The following is a 19,280-nucleotide window of genomic DNA, read 5'->3' as shown; positions in this document are numbered from 1 at the left end:
CGTTATTCCCCCTGACGCTGGTAGTCGTTACGCTGCGCGTTGGCGCGGCGTTGGTCCATAATGGTGCCTCCCGTAGAGGTAGAAGCGTTACTGGCGCTGTTTGAGCTGGATGCAGGCGGCAGACGCAGCAGATCGCTTGCGCCACTGCTATCGCTCTTTGCCGCCGGCGCGCCGGCGCCTTTCAGCATCTGATCCAGAGGCAGAACCATCAGGTTGCTCCCCTTATCGTTAACCAGCACTTTGCGCGTATGGCTCAGCACTTTTTCCATGGTTTCGATATACAGACGCTCGCGGGTGATTTCCGGAGCCGCTTTATACTCAGGCAGGATTTTCGCAAAGCGAGCCACTTCACCCTGAGCTTCAAGAACGGTCTGGGTCTTGTATGCGCGAGCTTCTTCAAGAATACGCTGCGCCTGACCGTTAGCCCGCGGCTGAACTTCGTTGGTGTAAGCTTCCGCTTCACGAATGTACTGCTGTTCGTTTTCACGTGCGGCAATCGCATCGTCAAACGCGGCTTTTACTTCTTCCGGCGGACGCGCCGTCTGGAAGTTGACGTCCAGCAGGGTAATACCCATGTTGTACGGACGAATGGTCTCTTCCAGCTCACGCTGAGTATCGCTACGAATGACGGTACGTCCTTCGGTCAGGATACGGTCCATGGTGTATTTGCCGATCACGCCGCGCAGGGCGCTGTCGGTAGCCTGACGCAGGCTGTCGTCCGCGCTGGTGACGCTAAACAGATAGCGTTCCGGATCGGTCACGCGGTACTGCACGTTCATCTCAACGCGCACGACGTTTTCGTCAGACGTCAGCATGACGCCGGAAGCCGCCAGTTCACGGACCGACTCAACGTTAACCGCCTGAACGCTATCAATGAAGGTCGGTTTCCAGTTAAGGCCAGGCTCAACCAGATGGCTAAATTTACCAAAGCGAGTGACGACGCCACGTTCAGCTTCTTTAATGGTATAGAAACCGCTGGCTGCCCAGATAATAACCGCAGCGGCGGCAACGATGCCGACGATACGCCCGCCCATTGGCCCGCGAGGTCCCTGAGAGCCGCTACCGCCGCCCAGTCCACCTTTTCCGCCACCCAGGCCGCCAAGTTTTTTGCTTAGCTTACGGAAGATATCATCCAGATCGGGAGGTCCCTGATCGCGACCGCCTTTGTTGCCATTTCCCCCAGAGTTGCCGCCTTGGTTATTGCTGCTTCCCCACGGGTCGCGGTCCTGTCCGTTATTACCGGGCTGATTCCACGCCATGTATATGCTCCATATTTGTTTTTGATATCCCCACAGGGGTTAATATCTTCAGGCAAGCTGCAAGGTCAAATCACGTATTCAACCAGCGCTGGCTCTTGTTTACAGAGGCGACGCCAGTCAACGATCGGCATGCGCACCTGCAGACCAACGCTACCGTCATCCTCCATCCACTCTTTCTCTATCGCCTGAAGCTGATAGAACCGGCTTCTCAACCGGCCTTCCTGCGGTGGCAGGCGCAGCGTGTGCTGCGCCACTTCACCAGAAAGCCGTTCCGTCAAAGCCTGAAAAAGCAGCGGTACGCCAACCCCGGTCTGGGCGGAAAGCCAGACCCGAATCGGTTTATTTTCTTCATCTCGATCGATACGCGGCTCAAAATCATCCAGCATGTCGATTTTATTCATAACCAGCAGCGTCGGGATCTCATCGGCCTCGATCTCCGCGAGCACCGTATTTACCGCGTCAATGTTTTCCTGCACACGCACATCGGCCGCATCAATAATATGCAGCAGCAGCGTCGCCTGGCGCGTCTCCTGGAGCGTCGCTTTAAACGCGGCCACCAGGTCGTGCGGCAGGTGGCGGATAAAACCTACGGTATCCGCCAGTACGGTTTCGCCAACATCAGGGACGTCAATGCGGCGCAGCGTCGGATCCAGAGTGGCGAACAGCTGGTTCGCAGCATAGACCTCGGCTTCAGTTATCTGGTTGAACAACGTGGATTTACCGGCGTTGGTATAACCGACCAGCGACACGGTAGGAATATCGGCTTTGGCGCGTGAACGCCGTCCCTGCTCGCGCTGTTTTTCAACTTTTTCCAGCCGCGCCAGGATCTGCATAATACGGTTACGCAGCAAACGGCGGTCAGTTTCGAGCTGGGTTTCACCCGGGCCGCGCAAACCAATCCCGCCTTTCTGTCTTTCAAGGTGGGTCCAGCCGCGAACGAGGCGAGTCGCCATGTGACGCAGCTGCGCCAGCTCGACCTGCAGTTTCCCTTCGTGGGTACGCGCTCGCTGGGCAAAAATATCTAAAATCAGGCCGGTACGATCGATAACCCGACATTCGCATAAGCGCTCCAGGTTTCGTTCCTGAGCCGGACTCAGGGCATGATCGAAGAGCACGACCGATGCTCCGGTCGCTTTGACGGCTTCCGCTATTTCGACAGCTTTACCTTCACCAACAAAATACTTCGGGTGCGGTGCTTTACGGCTACCGGTAATCACCTGCATTGCTTCGACACCGGCGGAAGAGGCCAGAGTTTCAAACTCCTGGAGATCTTCCATATCTTTGTCTTGCGAAAAATAGATGTGTACCAGTACCGCCTGCTCACCGGCATCATAACGGTCAAACAAGCGTAAACCCCTTATAAAATACCAGCGGGGAACGCAGAAAACCTGGCTCCCCGACGTGGAAAAACAGCTTCTGCCTTATTCGGCGTCTTCGCTGTCTTGCTGCGACGCAGAAGTACCCTGCGCACCACCACCGTGGTGATAGTTGTTTGTACCGCCGCCAGCATTATTGCTGTGGTGTGACACCGGGCGAGACGGGACAACAGTAGAAATTGCGTGCTTATAGACCATCTGGCTGACCGTGTTTTTCAACAGGATCACGAACTGATCGAAAGACTCAATTTGCCCTTGCAGCTTAATACCATTCACCAAATAAATAGAAACCGGAACACGTTCCCGACGCAAAGCGTTCAGGAACGGATCTTGTAAAGATTGCCCCTTAGCCATTCTCTCTTTTCCTTATATGTATGCTTGTTTTGTACTCAGAACCTTACGATTCTTAAAAAAATTACGCACGATACCTGTTCAATTGTACACGTTCAGTCCAGGCTAGCACCAACAACCTGTAATACTTTGTTGAACGCTTGTTCAGGTTGTTCACTGTCTAACCAATGAATACCTTCCCAACCGCGCAGCCAGGTAACCTGACGTTTAGCCAACTGTCTCGTGGCGCAAACACCTCGATAAACCATTTCATCATACGGGATCTCGCCATTTAGGTACGACCACATCTGGCGATATCCGACACAACGAATGGAAGGCATATCCGTATGCAAATCTCCCCGGGCAAAAAGCGCCCGCACTTCTGCTTCAAAACCTGAAGCCAACATCTGATGAAAACGCTGTTCTATGCGTTGATGGAGCAGTTCACGGCTCGCCGGGGCGATGGCGAACTGGTGCACCTTATACGGCAGAGCATCACCTGACGTTTGCGTCAGCTCCGTTAAAGTTTTACCCGAAATGAAAAAAACTTCCAGTGCTCGGGAAAGTCTTTGCGGATCATTTGGATGAATACGCGCGGCGGCAACCGGATCAATTTCCTGTAGCTGCTGGTGCAACGCGTTCCATCCTTGCTCTGCGGCCTGTTGCTCGATCCTGGCCCTGACCTCAGGGTCAGCCGAGGGTAGAGGCGACAATCCTTCCAACAACGCCTTGAAATACAACATCGTTCCGCCAACCAGTAGCGGAATACGCCCGGCGGCAACAATATCAGCCATCTCAGCCAGCGCATCACGACGAAAATCCGCCGCGGAATAAGCTTCAGCCGGATCAAGAATATCCAGCAGCCGATGCGGCGCAGCGCTTAGCTCCGCGGCATCCGGCTTGGCCGTGCCGATGTCCATTCCTCGATAAATGAGGGCTGAATCAACGCTAATCAACTCTACTGGCAAAACTTTACGTAAGGCGATCGCCAATGCGGTTTTACCAGAGGCCGTCGGGCCCATTAAAAATATTGCCTTAGGCAGGCTTGCCTCGGTTACATCACTCATCTTTCAGGGCATTCATCGCCGAATGTAAATCAACAGGTTGTAACAGACCACCCGGCGGCGCTTTAACCAGCTGCGGACATAAGCGCTCAATATCCGCCAGGACGGCAATCGCCTGCGCCATATTCCACTGCGCATGTTCGCTCGCCAGGTTACGCGCCATCCACTGAGCAATATTGCCGACGTCGACGGTTTTTTGCTGCGCCAGGTAGCCTATCAGTTCAGGAATCAAGATTTGTAAATTTTGTTGTCTTAAGGGTAAAGGCACTGCGCGGATCGTCACGTGGTGCGCATCGGACTGGAGTTCAATCCCGACCTCTGCCAGCGCCGACTGCGCCTGCTTGAGCGCGTCTTTTTCCTCTTCGGACACTTTTATCCGTAGCGGGATAAGCAACGGTTGGGCGCAAACCGCCTCTGCGCCCGGCGTCAGCTGCGCCTGGCGCAGCCAGCGCTCAGCGACCGGCAGGGCCAGCAGCGCTAACTTACCGTCGCGCTCCAGCAGCGCGCAGTCGCTATCGATAATGGTCAGCACGCGGCCAAAGCTTTGGCTATGACCTGACAGGCCTTCCGCCGCCGGTGCGGGAGATTTGGGTTTGCGCTCCGCGGCAGGAGTATCCAGCAGTTGGCGGTAGAGCGCACCCTGCTGTTTTTGATAGCCTGGCTGCGCATGCGGCCAGCCGGCTCCGTCAGTTGAAGATGACCCCGAGGCGGCAGGTTCTCGCGAACCGCCAGCGTTAAAGCGCGGCGCGGCGGGCTCATCACGATATCGGGGAGCCGCGTTTTCACGCGCGACCGCCGGCTGGGCAAAATGATTGCCGCCTGCCGCAACGCGATTTTCCGGCACCTGCCGCAGCGCGGGCTCACCGCCCTCTTTTGCCAACGGCACCTCCAGCTGCTGCTGCAGGATGCTCAGCACGCCCTGATAGATAAAATCGTGCACCAGACGCGATTGATGAAAACGCACTTCATGTTTGGCCGGGTGGACGTTCACATCCACCTGATGCGGATCTATCTTCAGGTACAGCACAAAAGCAGGCTGCTGATCGGCCCCCAGTTTGTCTTCACAGGCCTGACGAATCGCGTGATTAATCAGGCGATCGCGCATCATCCGCCCATTGACGTAGCAATATTGAATCTCCGCCAGCGTCGGATTGGTATGCAGAGGATCGGCCACCCAGCCGCTGAGGGTAAGATCCCCATGCTGCCACTCAATCGCCAGCGCGTGTTCGAGAAATGGCAAACCGCAGATCGCGCCCAGACGCCGCTCGCGCTGGCCGTCCTGCGATACCGCCCGGTACTGGCGCACGACTTTACCATTGTGGCTGAGGTTGATAGTGACGTCGAAACGCGCCAGCGCGATGCGCCGGACGATCTCGTCGATATGGCCAAATTCGGTTTTTTCGGTGCGCATAAATTTGCGCCGGGCGGGGGTGTTATAAAACAGATCCAGCACTTCCAGCGTTGTCCCAACCGGGTGCGCCGCCGGCTTCACGGTGACCGCCTGATCGCGCCCTTCGGCATAGGCCTGCCAGGCCTCCTGCTGATCCTCGGTACGCGAGGTCAACGTCAGGCGAGCCACTGAGCTGATACTGGCCAGAGCTTCGCCGCGAAAGCCGAGGCTAATGATCGCCTCAAGGTCGTCCAGCGAAGCAATTTTACTGGTGGCGTGACGGGCCAGCGCCAGCGCCAGCTCGTCTTTTTTAATGCCGCAGCCGTTATCGCGAATGCGGATTAACTTCGCCCCGCCGCGCTCAATATCAATGTCGATGCGCGTCGCCCCGGCATCGAGGCTATTTTCCACCAGCTCTTTGACCACCGACGCCGGTCGTTCCACCACTTCACCTGCGGCAATCTGGTTGGCGAGCTGCGGCGGTAGAACCTGTATCGGCATGGCCGTCTCCTTAATTTAACAACGTCCCATCAGACGAACCTGCGCTGGCGGTCTGCGCGGCTGCCCCGCGCGGCGCGGATTGCAGAGGATGCTGCATAAAGTAGTTACGCAGACCGTTATAAATCGCTTCTGCGACCTGCTGCTGATAGGCATCGCTGCCCAGCAGCCGCTCTTCGCCGGTATTACTGATAAAACCCGTTTCGACAAGGATCGACGGGATATCCGGCGAACGCAGTACGCCGAGGCTGGCATGCTCAGGACGACGCTTATGTAAATCGCCGATACGCTGCAGCTGGCTCAGCACATTGGTCGCCACATCATACCCGACGCGCTGGGAATGGCCGAACTGTAAATCCAGCACCGCCTGGCTCAGGTAAGGGTCCGACTGGCTATTGGCCAGCACATCACCCGCGCCGCCCAGCAGCTCGGACTGCTTCTCATGTTGTTCGAGCCAGCCGGCCATTTCGCTGTTCGCGCGGCGGTTGGAAAGTACCCAAACCGAGGCTCCGGTTGCATCGCGATTCGGCGCAGCGTCGGCGTGAATGGAGACAAGGAAATTGGCGTTTTGCTTACGCGCGACGTCAGATCGTCCCATGACTGAAATAAAGTAATCGCCGTCGCGCGTCAGAACGGGCCTGAACTGCGGATCGGCATTCAGCAGCGCGCGGAGCTTACGCGCAATAGCAATGGTCACGTTCTTCTCTTTCGTGCCGTTCGGGCCAATGGCCCCCGGATCCTGGCCGCCGTGGCCGGCGTCAATGGCGATAATCACTTTGTCGTCGCCAGAAACGGTACGCGCCGCGGGACGCGTTACGCTACTGGTGCTGGTCACCGCGGTGAGCCGGTCGTTATCGGCTTTAAACGGGTTGCGTGCGGGTTCGCTCGGACGCACGGGCTGCGCCATGGGCCTTTCCGCCTGTCTAACCACCACCGGCTGCGGCGGTGGCGGAGGTGGAGGCGGTGCGTCGGCGTTAATCGTAAACACCACGGTGTAGTTAGAGCCGTTCTGCTGTTTCACCGCGCGGGTTTTGCCATCGGCAGTTAAATCCACCAGCAGGCGCAGCGACTGCGTATCCTGCGGCGTCCCGGAACGAATACTTTTTACCAGATTATTACCGCTAAACTGCAGCGGTAGCCCCTGGAGTACGCCGGTCTGTTTAATATCCAGCGCCACGATGCGTTTGCCCTGGGGGCTAAACGAATACTCAGGCTCGCCGATAAAACTAATGGTAATGCGGGCCTGCCGATCGCCATTTGAGACCTGGATATCGGATAAACTTGCCGCAGTGGCCTGAATGCTGAACAGCATCAGCGCGGCGGCCAGCCAACTGGTTAAGCGATACATCATCCCGTCGTCCTTCAGGCTAATTAGCCAAACGCGCCAATAAAGACTCACCCAATGAGGAGACCGCGGTTACGCGCGCCTCACGCCCTTGTGCCTGATACTCGAGGTGAATTTCAACATCCGGGTCCGGCAGTACTCCCGTGCCCTGCTGCGGCCATTCCACCAGGCAGATAGCATCGTCAGTAAAATAATCGCGGATCCCCATAAACTCGAGTTCCTCAGGATCCGCCAGGCGATAAAGATCGAAGTGATAGACCATCAAATTCTCGAGACTGTAAGGCTCGACGAGGGTGTAGGTTGGGCTTTTAACGTTGCCACGGTGACCGAGAGCCTGAAGGAAACCGCGGCTAAAGGTGGTCTTACCCGCCCCTAAATCGCCATACAAATAGATGACCGTCGCGCCAGTGCATGCCTGCGCGACGCGGTTGCCAAGGCTTAAAGTGGCCTGCTCATCGGGTAAAGGAATCACTCGGTTAATCATGGTCTACGTCAATCACATCCGGGTTAACAACACGCCTGAGCGTGGAAAAAAGATCGGTCGCCAGCATTCCGCGGGTGCCGTGTCTCGCCGCCAGCCGATCGGCGGCTTCGCCATGAGCAACGCATCCGGCGCAGGCAGCATCATACGGCGCCAGGCGCTGGCCTAACAACGCAGCGATAATGCCGGTCAGCACATCGCCCATCCCGCCGCTGGCCATTCCAGCATTACCGGCGTCAATAATGCCCATTTCGCCGGTTTCGCTCGCCACGACCGTACCTGCACCTTTCAGCACCACGATGCCACCATAACGTTTTACCAGACGTTGTGCAGAATGTAAGCGATCGCTTTCAATTTCTGCCACACTCACGTTCAGCAGACGGGCGGCTTCGCCGGGATGCGGCGTCAGCACGCGATTGTGACGTTTATCGGGATTGATTGCCAGCAGGTTCAGCGCATCCGCATCCCAGACCATCGGTTTGCGAAAATTCTCCGCCTGGCGCAGCGCATTCTTACCCCACTCGCTCTGACCAAGACCCGGCCCAATCGCGACGACATCCGCCCATTGCAGGCTTTCCTCAAGCGCGCGGGATGACAGTTCATGGACCATCAGCTCCGGCCTGGCGGTCAGAACGGGGGCGATATTGTCCTTATGAGTCAGGACGCGCACCAGCCCGGCGCCCGCGCGCAGCGCCGCTTCCCCGCTCATGCGAATGGCTCCCGCCGTACCCGGTTCGCCGCCAATAATCACCAGCTTACCGTGATCGCCTTTGTGCGATGTTGGGCGTCGCGGCGGCAGCCAGTCGGGAAGCTGCGAGGCATCGAATCGACTGATTGCCGTCGTCTGGCCTGCCAGCCAGCGCTCAAGCCCTAAAGCGTGATGATGCAGGCGGCCCACGACATCGCGGGCTTTGCCGGTCAGCAGCCCCGGCTTAAGCGCGATAAACGTGATGGTATGAGCAGCATGGATAACCGCGCCTGGCGTCGTACCTGTCTGCGCGTTCAGACCAGAGGGAATATCGAGCGCGACAACCGGCGCCGGATGAGCGTTAGCATGCGCGATAAGCTCAGCGACGTTTTCCCGGGGCGCGCTCTGTAGCCCGGTACCGAGCAGGCCGTCAATAATCAACGTGATATCTTCAGGCCAGGCGATGTTCGCGGCGTGAATCGTCCCGCCGGCGTTAAGCCACTCTTCACGCGCCAGGCTGGCCTCTTCCGGCAGCGGCTTCTCACTCTCCAGCGCCAGCAGCGTAACCTGAATCCCGCGCGCCTGCGCCAGGCGAGCCACCACGTAGCCGTCTCCGCCGTTATTACCGTGGCCGCAAAGAATCAACCAGTGCTGGCTTCCTGGATACTGTACGCAGGCAAGTTCAAAAGCCGCTTCGCCCGCACGGCGCATCAGCTCATATAACGTCAGCCCAAGGGCATCCGCCGCCTCTTTTTCCGCCCGCCGTAGCGCCTCCGCCGGCCAGATGATATGTGGTATACTGTCGGTGTTTTTCGTCATCGTATGGTCCATCATGTCACAGCCCCTCGATCTCAATCATTTAGCGCAGCAAATCAAACAGTGGGGCACAGAGCTGGGGTTCCAGCAGGTCGGTATTACCGATACCGATCTCAGCACCAGCGAACCTAAACTACAGGCGTGGCTGGATAAACAATACCACGGCGAAATGGAGTGGATGGCGCGCCACGGCATGATGCGCGCGCGCCCTCATGAACTCCAGCCCGGTACCTTACGCGTGATTAGCGTGAGGATGAACTATCTGCCCGCTAATGCCGCATTCGCCCGCACCCTGAAAGATCCCGCGCGGGGTTACGTTAGCCGTTACGCCCTCGGAAGGGACTATCATAAGCTGTTACGTCATCGCCTGAAAAAATTAGGTGAGATGATTCAGGCGCAGTGTGCTTCGCTCAATTTTAGACCCTTTGTCGATTCCGCGCCGATTCTTGAACGCCCTTTAGCCGAAAAAGCGGGGCTGGGATGGACAGGTAAGCACTCACTTATCCTCAGCCGCGATGCCGGCTCGTTCTTTTTCCTCGGCGAGCTGCTTATCGACCTCCCTCTTCCCATCGACCAACCCGTCGAGGAAGAGTGTGGGCGCTGCGTGGCCTGCATGACTATCTGCCCAACCGGCGCCATCGTCGAGCCCTATACCGTCGACGCCCGGCGCTGTATCTCCTATCTGACGATTGAACTGGAAGGCGCCATCCCGGAAGAGTTCCGCCCGCTGATCGGTAACCGCATTTACGGCTGCGATGATTGCCAGCTGATTTGCCCGTGGAACCGCTTCGCGCAGCTGACCGATGAAGATGATTTCAGCCCGCGCAAGGCGCTGCATGCCCCTGAGTTACTGGAGCTTTTCACCTGGAGCGAGTCATATTTTCTAAAAGTGACGGAGGGATCGGCTATTCGCCGTATTGGCCATCTGCGCTGGCTACGTAATATCGCTGTCGCGCTGGGCAATGCGCCCTGGGATGAAGCCAACCTCAAAGCGCTGGAGAGCCGCCGGGGTGAGCACCCACTTCTCGATGAACACATCGAGTGGGCGATGACGCAGCAAATGGCAAAACGAAATGCCAATGTGGTTGAGGTGCAATTGCCCAAGAAGCTACGGCTGGTCAGGGTGGTTGAAAAAGGACTACCGCGCGACGCCTGATTCATTCACAGGGTGTGAATAAAAATAAAAACACATTGCGTTTCAACGGGCAGACGTTCGTCAAGTGATCGGATTAACACTTTGAAATGAAATTTAATTCTTATATTTCAGTTATATATAAAAATACTATTTACATAGTGAAGTGTTTTTCTGAGAAAAGACGAAAGACTAACCTGTGGATAACTCTGTTCACAGTATTTTCAGGACATCGCGAAAAGCATTCATGACGTGTAGTTGCGCTGTGGATAAACTGGATATGAGAAGAAATTTTGGAGCGGGAAACGAGACTCGAACTCGCGACCCCGACCTTGGCAAGGTCGTGCTCTACCAACTGAGCTATTCCCGCTTGGGTGTGGTAACTTTCAAATTTTGGAGCGGGAAACGAGACTCGAACTCGCGACCCCGACCTTGGCAAGGTCGTGCTCTACCAACTGAGCTATTCCCGCTTGGGTGTGGTACTTTCAAATTTTGGAGCGGGAAACGAGACTCGAACTCGCGACCCCGACCTTGGCAAGGTCGTGCTCTACCAACTGAGCTATTCCCGCATACTTCTGGCCATATTTCTATGGCGTCGTGATTTGCATTTCTGCTTCGTCACGGGAGGCGCATTATACGAGAATTCGATTTAGCTGCAACCCCCCTGAACGCAATTTTTTTCGTTTTTGGTTTAAGTGACCACTTTATCACCACATCCAGGCCTGGTTTGTCTAAATAAACAGCAAATGCCGCAAAATGACTTTTTCCGGGCTCGCTAAAGGCGCAAAATCGCTCAAGTTTACAGGCGGATATCGCCCGCTGACGGTCAACAACGATGATAACCAGGGAAATAAAATGAAAAAAGCGCTTACCGTCCTGCTGCTGGCCACGCTTGCCACAGGAACAGCATCGGCAACAACGCTACATTTTGGGACAACGACGGCCAATCCGCCGTTTGAAACCGTCAGTGGCAAAAACCAACCCACGGGTTTTGATATCGACCTGGCCAATGCGCTGTGCAAGCAGATGCAGGTTGAATGCAAATTTACTCCCCAGGGGTTCGATACCCTCATCCCGGCGCTGCGCTTTAAGAAATTCGACGCCGTGATTGCCGGTATCGAAGTGATTCCGATGCGGGAAAAACAGGTCGCGTTCAGCCATCCCTATCGTCAGGCGCTGTCCGGCGTAGTGGTCACAGCCAAAGACGCCGCCCATACCTTTGCCGATCTGAAGGATAAAAAACTCGGCGTCGTGAAAGGCACCCTTCATCAGCACTATCTGCGGGACAAACAAAAAGCCGTGCATGCGGTGCCTTACGACAGCGACGAAAGCGCCCTGCGCGCGCTTAAAGAAGGCGTGATTAGCGGCGTGATGGGCGATCAGGAGACGTTAACGAAATGGCTCCAGGATAACCCCGACTACGCCATGATGGACGAACGCGCCACGGATCCCGGCTACTACGGTAAGCAGTACGCCATTGCGGTACGTAAAGACGATCCTGAGCTGCTGAATAACCTCAATGCCGCTCTGGATGTCGTAAAGGCCTCGCCGGAATTCCAGGCGATGGAACAGAAGTGGTTTAAATAATCAGACGTCATGCCGGGGCGCTTCTGGCCCCGGCATAAACATTAAAGCTTGATGAAGTGCTCGCGGTAGTAAGCCAGTTCCGCGACCGACTCGCGAATATCGTCCATCGCCTGGTGCGTCCCCTGTTTCTTAAAACCGTCAAGAATTTCCGGTTTCCAGCGACGAGCCAGCTCTTTCAGCGTGCTGACGTCGAGGTAACGGTAGTGAAAATAGGCTTCCAGCTCCGGCATATATTTAAACAGGAAGCGGCGATCCTGGCCGATGCTATTGCCGCAGATTGGCGACTTACCCGCCGGTACCCATTTTTTGAGGAATTCGATAGTCGCCAGTTCGGCTTCACGATCGCCCTGGGTGCTCGCCTTCACCCGCTCCACCAGCCCGCTGCCGGTATGGGTACGCACGTTCCACTCGTCCATCAACGCCAGCTGCGCATCTGACTGGTGTACCGCAATCGTCGGCCCTTCCGCCAGAATGTTCAGATTCGCGTCGGTCACCAGGGTGGCGATTTCGATGATGCGATCGCGCTCCGGATCCAGCCCCGTCATTTCAAGATCGATCCAAATCAGGTTGTTTTCATCTGCACTCATGTTATTTTCCACCCTTCTTACGTCACTATATTCATCTAAAATAGCGTGTATCATAGAGGTTTTGCCCGTACAGGGCGACCAGGAGCCAGTTCGATTGAGTAAAAATAAACTCTCCAAAGGCCAACAGCGCCGCGTGAAGGCCAACCACCAGCGCCGCCTGAAAACGACTTCGGAGAAGGCCGATTTTGATGACAACCTGTTCGGTGAGAAATCCGAAGGGACCGTCATTAGCCGCTTTGGCATGCATGCCGATGTCGAATCCGCCGACGGTAGCGTCCACCGTTGCAATATTCGCCGAACTATTCGTTCGCTGGTTACCGGCGATCGCGTGGTCTGGCGCCCGGGCAAAAGCGAAGCTGACGGCGTCAACGTCAAGGGTATCGTCGAGGCCGTACATGAACGAACTTCCGTACTGACGCGTCCGGATTTCTACGACGGCGTCAAACCTATCGCCGCCAATATCAATCAGATTGTTATTGTCTCCGCGATTTTGCCTGAGCTTTCTCCGAATATTATCGACCGCTATCTCGTGGCCTGCGAAGCGCTGAACGTTGAGCCGCTGATCGTACTCAACAAGATCGATCTGCTGGATCAGGAGAGCATGGCCTTCGTCAACGAGCAGATGGACATTTATCGCCATATTGGTTATCGCGTATTGATGGTTTCCAGCCGCACGCAGGATGGCCTGAAGCCGCTTGAAGAGGCGCTCACCGATCGTATCAGTATTTTTGCCGGGCAGTCCGGGGTAGGCAAATCCAGCCTGCTGAACGCGCTGCTGGGCCTGCATGATGACCAAATCCTCACCAATGACGTTTCGGACGTCTCAGGACTGGGGCAACACACCACCACGGCCGCGCGCCTGTACCACTTCCCGCACGGCGGCGATGTGATTGATTCGCCGGGCGTACGCGAGTTCGGTCTGTGGCACCTCGACGCGGAACAAATCACCCACGGCTTTGTCGAATTCCATGATTATTTAGGCCGTTGCAAATACCGCGACTGCAAGCACGACGCTGACCCGGGCTGCGCCATTCGCGAAGCGGTGGAGAAAGGGGAAATCGCCGAAAGCCGATTTGAAAACTACCACCGCATTCTGGAAAGCATGGCGCAGGTACAGGTAAAAACGCGTAAAAGCTTTTCATCATCTGATGACTGACATTTAACCTGAGCATCGTTAGAATCGTCCCCCTTTTTCAGGTCCCGCTGTTGCGCGGGGCCAGGAACGACAAATAATGGCCTGGAGGCTACCTTGTTAAACGATCTTAAACTTTCACTGCAATACATTCTGCCTAAACTGTGGCTCACCCGCCTCGCAGGCTGGGGTGCGCGCAAGCGAGCAGGCTGGCTGACAAAGCTGGTCATCGATCTGTTCGTGAAATATTACAAGGTCGATATGAAAGAGGCGCAAAAGCCTGACACCGCCAGCTACCGCACCTTTAACGATTTCTTCGTTCGCCCGTTGCGCGATGACGTACGTCCGTTAAACACCGACCCGAGCGTGCTGGTGATGCCTGCCGATGGCGTCATCAGCCAGCTCGGCGCCATTGAAGACGACAAAATTTTGCAGGCCAAAGGTCACAACTACAGCCTGGAAGCGCTGCTGGCCGGTAACTACCAGATGGCCGACCTGTTTCGTAACGGCAGCTTCGTCACCACGTATCTGTCACCGCGCGATTACCACCGCGTGCATATGCCGTGCAACGGTATTCTGCGCGAAATGATCTACGTGCCGGGGGACCTGTTCTCCGTGAACCATCTGACCGCGCAAAACGTGCCGAATCTTTTTGCCCGCAACGAGCGCGTCATCTGCCTGTTCGATACTGAATTCGGCCCCATGGCGCAGATCCTCGTCGGCGCCACCATCGTCGGCAGCATCGAAACCGTATGGTCCGGTACCGTGACGCCGCCGCGTGAAGGCGTCATTAAGCGCTGGACCTGGCCCGCCGGCGATAGCGAAGGCTCCGTCGCCCTGCTTAAAGGCCAGGAGATGGGCCGCTTTAAGCTGGGCTCCACGGTGATCAACCTATTTGCGCCAGGCCAGGTGACGTTGGTTGAGCAGTTACACAGCCTGTCGGCCACCAAAATAGGCCAGCCGCTGGCAACCGCGCCTGAAGCCGTAGCGCCGGTCGAGCCCGCTCCGCTGGCAGAGGAAGAAGTCCGCGCTGAACATGCCGCCAGTCCGCTGGTTGACGATAAACAAGACGAAGGTTAATTCCTGAAAAAAAAAGGTTACGCCGTGCGCCTGATATACACTTTCCTGCTGGCCTGGTGCCTCAGTTTTGGGGCGTACGCAGCGACAGCCCCGGATGCTAAACAGATAGCTCAGGAACTGGAACAGGCGAAGGCGGCGAAGCCCGCCCAGCCTGAGACCGTCGAAGTCCTGCAATCTGCCCTCAACGCCCTTGAGGAGCGTAATGCTTCCCTTGAGCGCGTCCGTCAGTACCAGGACGTTATCGATAACTTCCCCAAACTGTCGCAAACCCTGCGCGCGCAGCTCAATAATCTGAGCGATGAGCCGCGCCAGGTCTCTACTACCCTCTCCTCTGATGCGCTGAACCAGGAGATTCTCCAGGTCAGCAGCCAGCTGCTGGAAGCCAGCCGTAAAGCTCAGCAGGAGCAGGATCGCGCCCGGGACATCGCCGACTCGCTTAACCAACTGCCGCAGCAGCAGAGCGATGCCCGCCGCCAGTTGAACGAGGTTGAGCGCCGGGTTGGCGCGCAAAATAGCAATACGCCGCTGGCGCAGGCGCAGAATCTTGGTCTGCAGGCGGAGTCCGCGCGGCTGAAAGCGCTGGTCGATGAGCTCGATCTGGCCCAGCTCTCCGCCAATAACCGTCAGGAACTTTCACGGTTGCGCTCCGAGCTGGCGCAGAAAGAGAGCGAACAGCTCGACGCCTGGCTACAGGCGCTGCGTAATCAGCTAAATAATCAACGACAGCGCGAGGCGGAGAAAGCGCTGGAAAGCACCGAACTGCTGGCGGAAAACAGCGAAAACCTGCCGCCGGATATCGTGGCGCAGTTTAAAGTTAACCGCGAGCTGTCGCAGGCGCTCAACCAGCAGGCGCAGCGGATGGATCTGATCGCCTCGCAGCAGCGCCAGGCGACCAATCAAACCCTGCAGGTGCGTCAGGCTTTAAACACCCTGCGCGAACAGTCCCAGTGGCTGGGTTCTTCCAATCTGCTCGGCGAAGCCCTGCGCGCGCAGGTTGCGCGGCTGCCGGAAATCCCGCGACCGCAGCAGTTGGATACCGAAATGGCGCAGCTGCGCGTGCAGCGTTTACGCTATGAAGATCAGCTCGGCAAACAGCCGCAGCTAAGACAAATTCGTCAGGCGGATGGGGAACCGCTCACCAGCGAGCAGAACCGTATTCTGCAGGCTCAGATGCGTACGCAGACTGAGCTGCTCAACTCCCTGCTGCGCGGCGGCGATACGCTTATGCTCGAACTGACCAAGCTAAAAGTCGCTAACGGTCAGCTTGAGGATGCGCTTAAAGAGATCAACGAAGCGACCCACCGCTATCTGTTCTGGACCTCCGACGTCAGCCCAATCGGCTTCTCATGGCCGCTGGAGATCGTTCAGGACCTACGCCGTCTGATCTCGCTCGATACCATGAGCCAGCTCGGCAAAGCCAGCATGATGATGCTGACCAGCAAAGAGACCCTGCTGCCGCTCTTCGTCGCGCTCATTCTGGTGGGGTTCAGCATCAGCTCGCGCCGCCATTTCACCAGCTTCCTTGAGCGCTCCAGCGCGCGCGTCGGCAAGGTTACGCAGGATCACTTCTGGCTCACGCTGCGCACGGTGTTCTGGTCAATACTGGTGGCCTCGCCGCTGCCGGTACTGTGGATGACGCTGGGCTATGGCCTGCAGGCCGCCTGGCCTTTCCCGCTGGCGGTCGCCATTGGCGATAGCGTCACCGCCACGGTGCCGCTGCTGTGGGTGGTGATGATTTGCGCCACGTTCGCCCGCCCGAACGGCCTGTTCGTCGCCCACTTCGGCTGGCCGCGTAGCCGCGTCAGCAAAGCGATGCGCTACTACCTGATGAGCATCGGGCTGATCGTGCCGCTGATTATGGCGCTGATTACCTTCGATAACCTCAACGATCGCGAGTTTTCCGCCTCGCTGGGCCGCCTCTGCTTTATGCTGATTTGCGGCGCGCTGGCGATGGTGACCCTGAGCCTGAAACGCGCCGGAATCCCGCTGTATCTGGATAAAGAAGGCAGCGGCGACAATATGCTGAACCGGCTGCTGTGGAATATGCTGCTCGGCGCGCCGCTGGTGGCGATGCTGGCGGCGGCGATCGGCTATCTCGCCACGGCGCAGGCGCTGCTCGCCAGGCTCGAAACCTCGGTCGCCATCTGGTTCCTGCTGCTGGTGGTCTATCACATCATCCGCCGCTGGATGTTGATCCAGCGGCGCCGCCTGGCGTTCGATCGCGCCAAGCACCGACGGGCGGAGATCCTCGCCCAGCGCGCACGTGGCGAAGAAGAGGCTCAGCATACCAGCAGCCCGGAAGGTTCAATGGAAGCCGAGGTCAGCGAGGTCGATCTGGATGCCATCAGTACCCAGTCGTTGCGTCTGGTGCGCTCCCTGCTGATGCTGATCGCGCTGGTGTCGGTTATCGTGCTGTGGTCAGAAATCCATTCCGCGTTTAGCTTCCTGGAGAATATCTCGCTGTGGGACGTCACTTCTACGGTACAGGGCGTTGAGAGCCTGGAGCCGATTACCCTCGGCGCGGTGCTGATTGCCATCCTGGTGTTGATTATTACCACCCAGCTGGTGCGCAACCTGCCCGCGCTGCTGGAACTGGCGATCCTCCAGCATCTGGAACTGACGCCGGGCACCGGCTACGCCATCACCACCATCACGAAGTATCTGCTGATGCTGATCGGCGGTCTGGTCGGCTTCTCGATGATTGGCATTGAGTGGTCCAAGCTACAGTGGCTCATTGCCGCCCTCGGCGTCGGTCTCGGTTTTGGCTTGCAGGAGATCTTCGCCAACTTTATCTCCGGCCTGATTATCCTGTTTGAGAAACCGATACGGATTGGCGATACGGTCACTATTCGCGATCTCACCGGCAGCGTGACGCGTATTAATACTCGCGCCACGACTATCAGCGACTGGGACCGTAAAGAGATTATCGTGCCGAACAAGGCGTTCATCACCGAACAATTCATCAACTGGTCGTTGTCGGATTCCGTGACCCGCGTAGTGTTAACGGTGCCTGCGCCGGTGGATGCCAATACCGAAGAGGTGGCGCAGATCCTGTTAAATGCCGCGCACCGCTGTTCGTTGGTTATCGATACCCCGGCGCCGGAAGCGTTCCTCGTTGACCTGCAGCAGGGGATCCAGATTTTCGAGCTGCGTATCTACGCCGCCGAAATGGGTCACCGTATGCCGCTGCGCCACGAGATGCATCAGCTGATTCTGGCCGGGTTCCGCGAGCACGGTATCGATATGCCGTTCCCGCCGTTCCAGATGCGCCTGGAGAGCATCGATGGCAGAAAAAGCAGCAGAGCGCTGACCTCGGCAGGGAAAACCAGCCGCACGCCCGGCAGCCTGTAAGAACGGCCTTGCCTGAACACAGGCAAGGCCAGAACGATCGCACTACCGGACAATCAACCATACCGCCGTACATCGGCGGTCATCCCCGTCAATGTCCTGCAGGAAAGTGGAAAGGAAGATCAGGCGCGGTCGACGGTAAACGAGATAACGTCGCCGATGCTTTCTGCGCCCAGCGCCAGCATCACCACCCGGTCAACGCCCAGCGCTACGCCGGAACAATCCGGCAGCCCGGCTTCCAGGGCAGCCAGCAGATGATGATCGATGGGCTGCTGCGGCAGGCCGCGAGCCGCACGCTTGCGGTTATCCTGCTCAAAACGCTGCCGCTGTTCGCGGGCGTCTGTGAGCTCATGAAAACCATTAGCCAGCTCAATGCCTTTGTAATAGACCTCGAAACGTTCCGCTACGCGATGATCTTCAGTGCTGATTTGCGCCAGTGACGCCTGGCTGGCCGGGAAATGATAGATAAACGTCGGACGATCTTTACCAATATGCGGCTCGACGCCCATGACAAAAAGTAGCTGAAGCAGCGTGTCCCGATCCTCTTCCGTATCGGCAATATTGCTCAAATCGAGCTTCGCCGCCACTTCGCGCAGCTGCGTTTTATCTGCCGACAGCGGGTCGATTTCCAGATGACGCAGGAAGGCTTGCTGATAAGAGAGGCTTTCGGCCGGCTGGCAGTCGAGTACCTGCTGTAGCAGATCGTCTACTTCGTTGATTAGCCGGTACATGTCATAGCACGGACGATACCACTCCAGCATGGTGAATTCCGGATTATGGTGACGCCCCATCTCTTCATTACGGAAGCTACGGCATAGCTGAAACACTGGGCCGCAGCCGGCCGCCAGCAGGCGCTTCATGTGATATTCCGGGCTGGTCATCAGGTACAGGTTCAGCCCCTGAGAGTGGCCAGGACCAACGAAACGCGTCTCAAACGGGACCATATGAATATCCGTCACCGTCGCCTGACTCATGCAGGGCGTCTCCACCTCCAGCACGCCGCGGTCGGTAAAGAAACGGCGAATTTCCGCCATCACCGCTGCACGTTTTAACAGATTTGGAATGGATGCGCTCGGCTGCCAGGTTGCCGTTTCGCTCATGGTACTTTCTCCGATTTGAAACAAGGGCACGAAGTCTACTCGTAACTGGCAGATGAAACAAATTTTG

General features: G+C 57.0%; 15 protein-coding genes and 3 tRNA genes. 5 read left to right on the top strand and 13 right to left on the bottom strand.

Annotation, left to right across the window (positions count from 1 at the left end; all coding sequences use genetic code 11):
• Positions 1-2 precede the first annotated feature (2 nt).
• The 8 genes from hflK to nnr all read right to left on the bottom strand — a co-directional run bounded on the left by hflK (position 3) and on the right by nnr (position 9,250).
• Positions 3-1,259 (bottom strand): FtsH protease activity modulator HflK, encoded by a 1,257-nt coding sequence (gene hflK, locus BWI76_RS02545; protein ID WP_004128085.1) that lies wholly within the window; start codon positions 1,257-1,259, stop codon positions 3-5.
• Positions 1,260-1,324: 65 nt separating this feature from the next.
• Positions 1,325-2,605, bottom strand: a complete 1,281-nt coding sequence (gene hflX, locus BWI76_RS02540) for a ribosome rescue GTPase HflX (protein ID WP_004128082.1) — start codon at positions 2,603-2,605, stop codon at positions 1,325-1,327.
• Positions 2,606-2,680: 75 nt separating this feature from the next.
• The gene (gene hfq / locus BWI76_RS02535; RefSeq protein WP_004871115.1) at positions 2,681-2,989 is read right to left on the bottom strand and encodes an RNA chaperone Hfq; all 309 of its coding nucleotides are present in this window, start codon (positions 2,987-2,989) and stop codon (positions 2,681-2,683) included.
• 92 nt (positions 2,990-3,081) lie between these two features.
• Positions 3,082-4,032: a tRNA (adenosine(37)-N6)-dimethylallyltransferase MiaA gene (gene miaA, locus BWI76_RS02530; RefSeq protein WP_032695150.1), complete on the bottom strand. Its 951-nt coding sequence runs from the start codon at positions 4,030-4,032 to the stop codon at positions 3,082-3,084.
• Positions 4,025-5,920 (bottom strand): DNA mismatch repair endonuclease MutL, encoded by a 1,896-nt coding sequence (gene mutL, locus BWI76_RS02525; protein WP_004871118.1) that lies wholly within the window; start codon positions 5,918-5,920, stop codon positions 4,025-4,027. Before mutL ends, miaA begins: the two co-directional genes overlap by 8 nt.
• A gap of 10 nt (positions 5,921-5,930) precedes the next feature.
• Entirely contained in the window at positions 5,931-7,268 is a 1,338-nt protein-coding gene (amiB, locus tag BWI76_RS02520) for an N-acetylmuramoyl-L-alanine amidase AmiB (RefSeq protein ID WP_004871121.1), read from the bottom strand.
• 16 nt (positions 7,269-7,284) lie between these two features.
• The gene (gene tsaE / locus BWI76_RS02515; protein WP_004871122.1) at positions 7,285-7,746 is read right to left on the bottom strand and encodes a tRNA (adenosine(37)-N6)-threonylcarbamoyltransferase complex ATPase subunit type 1 TsaE; all 462 of its coding nucleotides are present in this window, start codon (positions 7,744-7,746) and stop codon (positions 7,285-7,287) included.
• Positions 7,739-9,250 carry a bifunctional ADP-dependent NAD(P)H-hydrate dehydratase/NAD(P)H-hydrate epimerase gene (gene nnr / locus BWI76_RS02510; protein ID WP_165909815.1) on the bottom strand — a complete coding sequence of 504 codons (1,512 nt, stop codon included), beginning with the start codon at positions 9,248-9,250 and terminating at the stop codon, positions 7,739-7,741. Before nnr ends, tsaE begins: the two co-directional genes overlap by 8 nt.
• Before the next feature lie 13 nt (positions 9,251-9,263).
• Between nnr and queG the strand changes: the two genes are divergently transcribed.
• Complete coding sequence (queG, locus tag BWI76_RS02505) at positions 9,264-10,403, top strand: tRNA epoxyqueuosine(34) reductase QueG (RefSeq protein ID WP_064371506.1); 1,140 nt, start codon at positions 9,264-9,266, stop codon at positions 10,401-10,403.
• A 270-nt stretch (positions 10,404-10,673) separates the two neighbouring features.
• Here queG and BWI76_RS02500 read toward each other — a convergent pair.
• The 3 genes from BWI76_RS02500 to BWI76_RS02490 form a co-directional block, all read right to left on the bottom strand.
• Positions 10,674-10,749 (bottom strand) — tRNA-Gly (locus tag BWI76_RS02500).
• A 24-nt stretch (positions 10,750-10,773) separates the two neighbouring features.
• Positions 10,774-10,849: transfer RNA gene (locus BWI76_RS02495), tRNA-Gly, on the bottom strand.
• A gap of 23 nt (positions 10,850-10,872) precedes the next feature.
• Positions 10,873-10,948: transfer RNA gene (locus BWI76_RS02490), tRNA-Gly, on the bottom strand.
• A gap of 286 nt (positions 10,949-11,234) precedes the next feature.
• Here BWI76_RS02490 and BWI76_RS02485 point away from each other — a divergent pair.
• Positions 11,235-11,966 carry an arginine ABC transporter substrate-binding protein gene (locus tag BWI76_RS02485; RefSeq protein WP_004871130.1) on the top strand — a complete coding sequence of 244 codons (732 nt, stop codon included), beginning with the start codon at positions 11,235-11,237 and terminating at the stop codon, positions 11,964-11,966.
• Between the two features lie 41 nt (positions 11,967-12,007).
• Here the strand turns inward: BWI76_RS02485 and orn are convergent, their stop codons facing one another.
• Positions 12,008-12,553 carry an oligoribonuclease gene (orn, locus tag BWI76_RS02480; protein WP_004097954.1) on the bottom strand — a complete coding sequence of 182 codons (546 nt, stop codon included), beginning with the start codon at positions 12,551-12,553 and terminating at the stop codon, positions 12,008-12,010.
• 94 nt (positions 12,554-12,647) lie between these two features.
• Between orn and rsgA the strand changes: the two genes are divergently transcribed.
• From rsgA to mscM, 3 genes are all read left to right on the top strand, one after another.
• Positions 12,648-13,709 carry a small ribosomal subunit biogenesis GTPase RsgA gene (gene rsgA / locus BWI76_RS02475; protein WP_004871132.1) on the top strand — a complete coding sequence of 354 codons (1,062 nt, stop codon included), beginning with the start codon at positions 12,648-12,650 and terminating at the stop codon, positions 13,707-13,709.
• Between the two features lie 93 nt (positions 13,710-13,802).
• Positions 13,803-14,765 carry an archaetidylserine decarboxylase gene (asd, locus tag BWI76_RS02470; protein ID WP_049086623.1) on the top strand — a complete coding sequence of 321 codons (963 nt, stop codon included), beginning with the start codon at positions 13,803-13,805 and terminating at the stop codon, positions 14,763-14,765.
• 24 nt (positions 14,766-14,789) lie between these two features.
• Positions 14,790-18,116: a miniconductance mechanosensitive channel MscM gene (mscM, locus tag BWI76_RS02465; RefSeq protein WP_049086624.1), complete on the top strand. Its 3,327-nt coding sequence runs from the start codon at positions 14,790-14,792 to the stop codon at positions 18,114-18,116.
• A gap of 119 nt (positions 18,117-18,235) precedes the next feature.
• Here the strand turns inward: mscM and epmA are convergent, their stop codons facing one another.
• Entirely contained in the window at positions 18,236-19,213 is a 978-nt protein-coding gene (epmA, locus tag BWI76_RS02460) for an elongation factor P--(R)-beta-lysine ligase (RefSeq protein ID WP_004117360.1), read from the bottom strand.
• Positions 19,214-19,280 lie beyond the last annotated feature (67 nt).

This window comes from Klebsiella sp. M5al (assembly GCF_002090195.1).
Lineage (GTDB): Bacteria > Pseudomonadota > Gammaproteobacteria > Enterobacterales > Enterobacteriaceae > Klebsiella > Klebsiella grimontii.
Note: the sequence above shows the minus strand (reverse complement) of the source record. Positions and strands in the feature narration are given on the sequence as shown.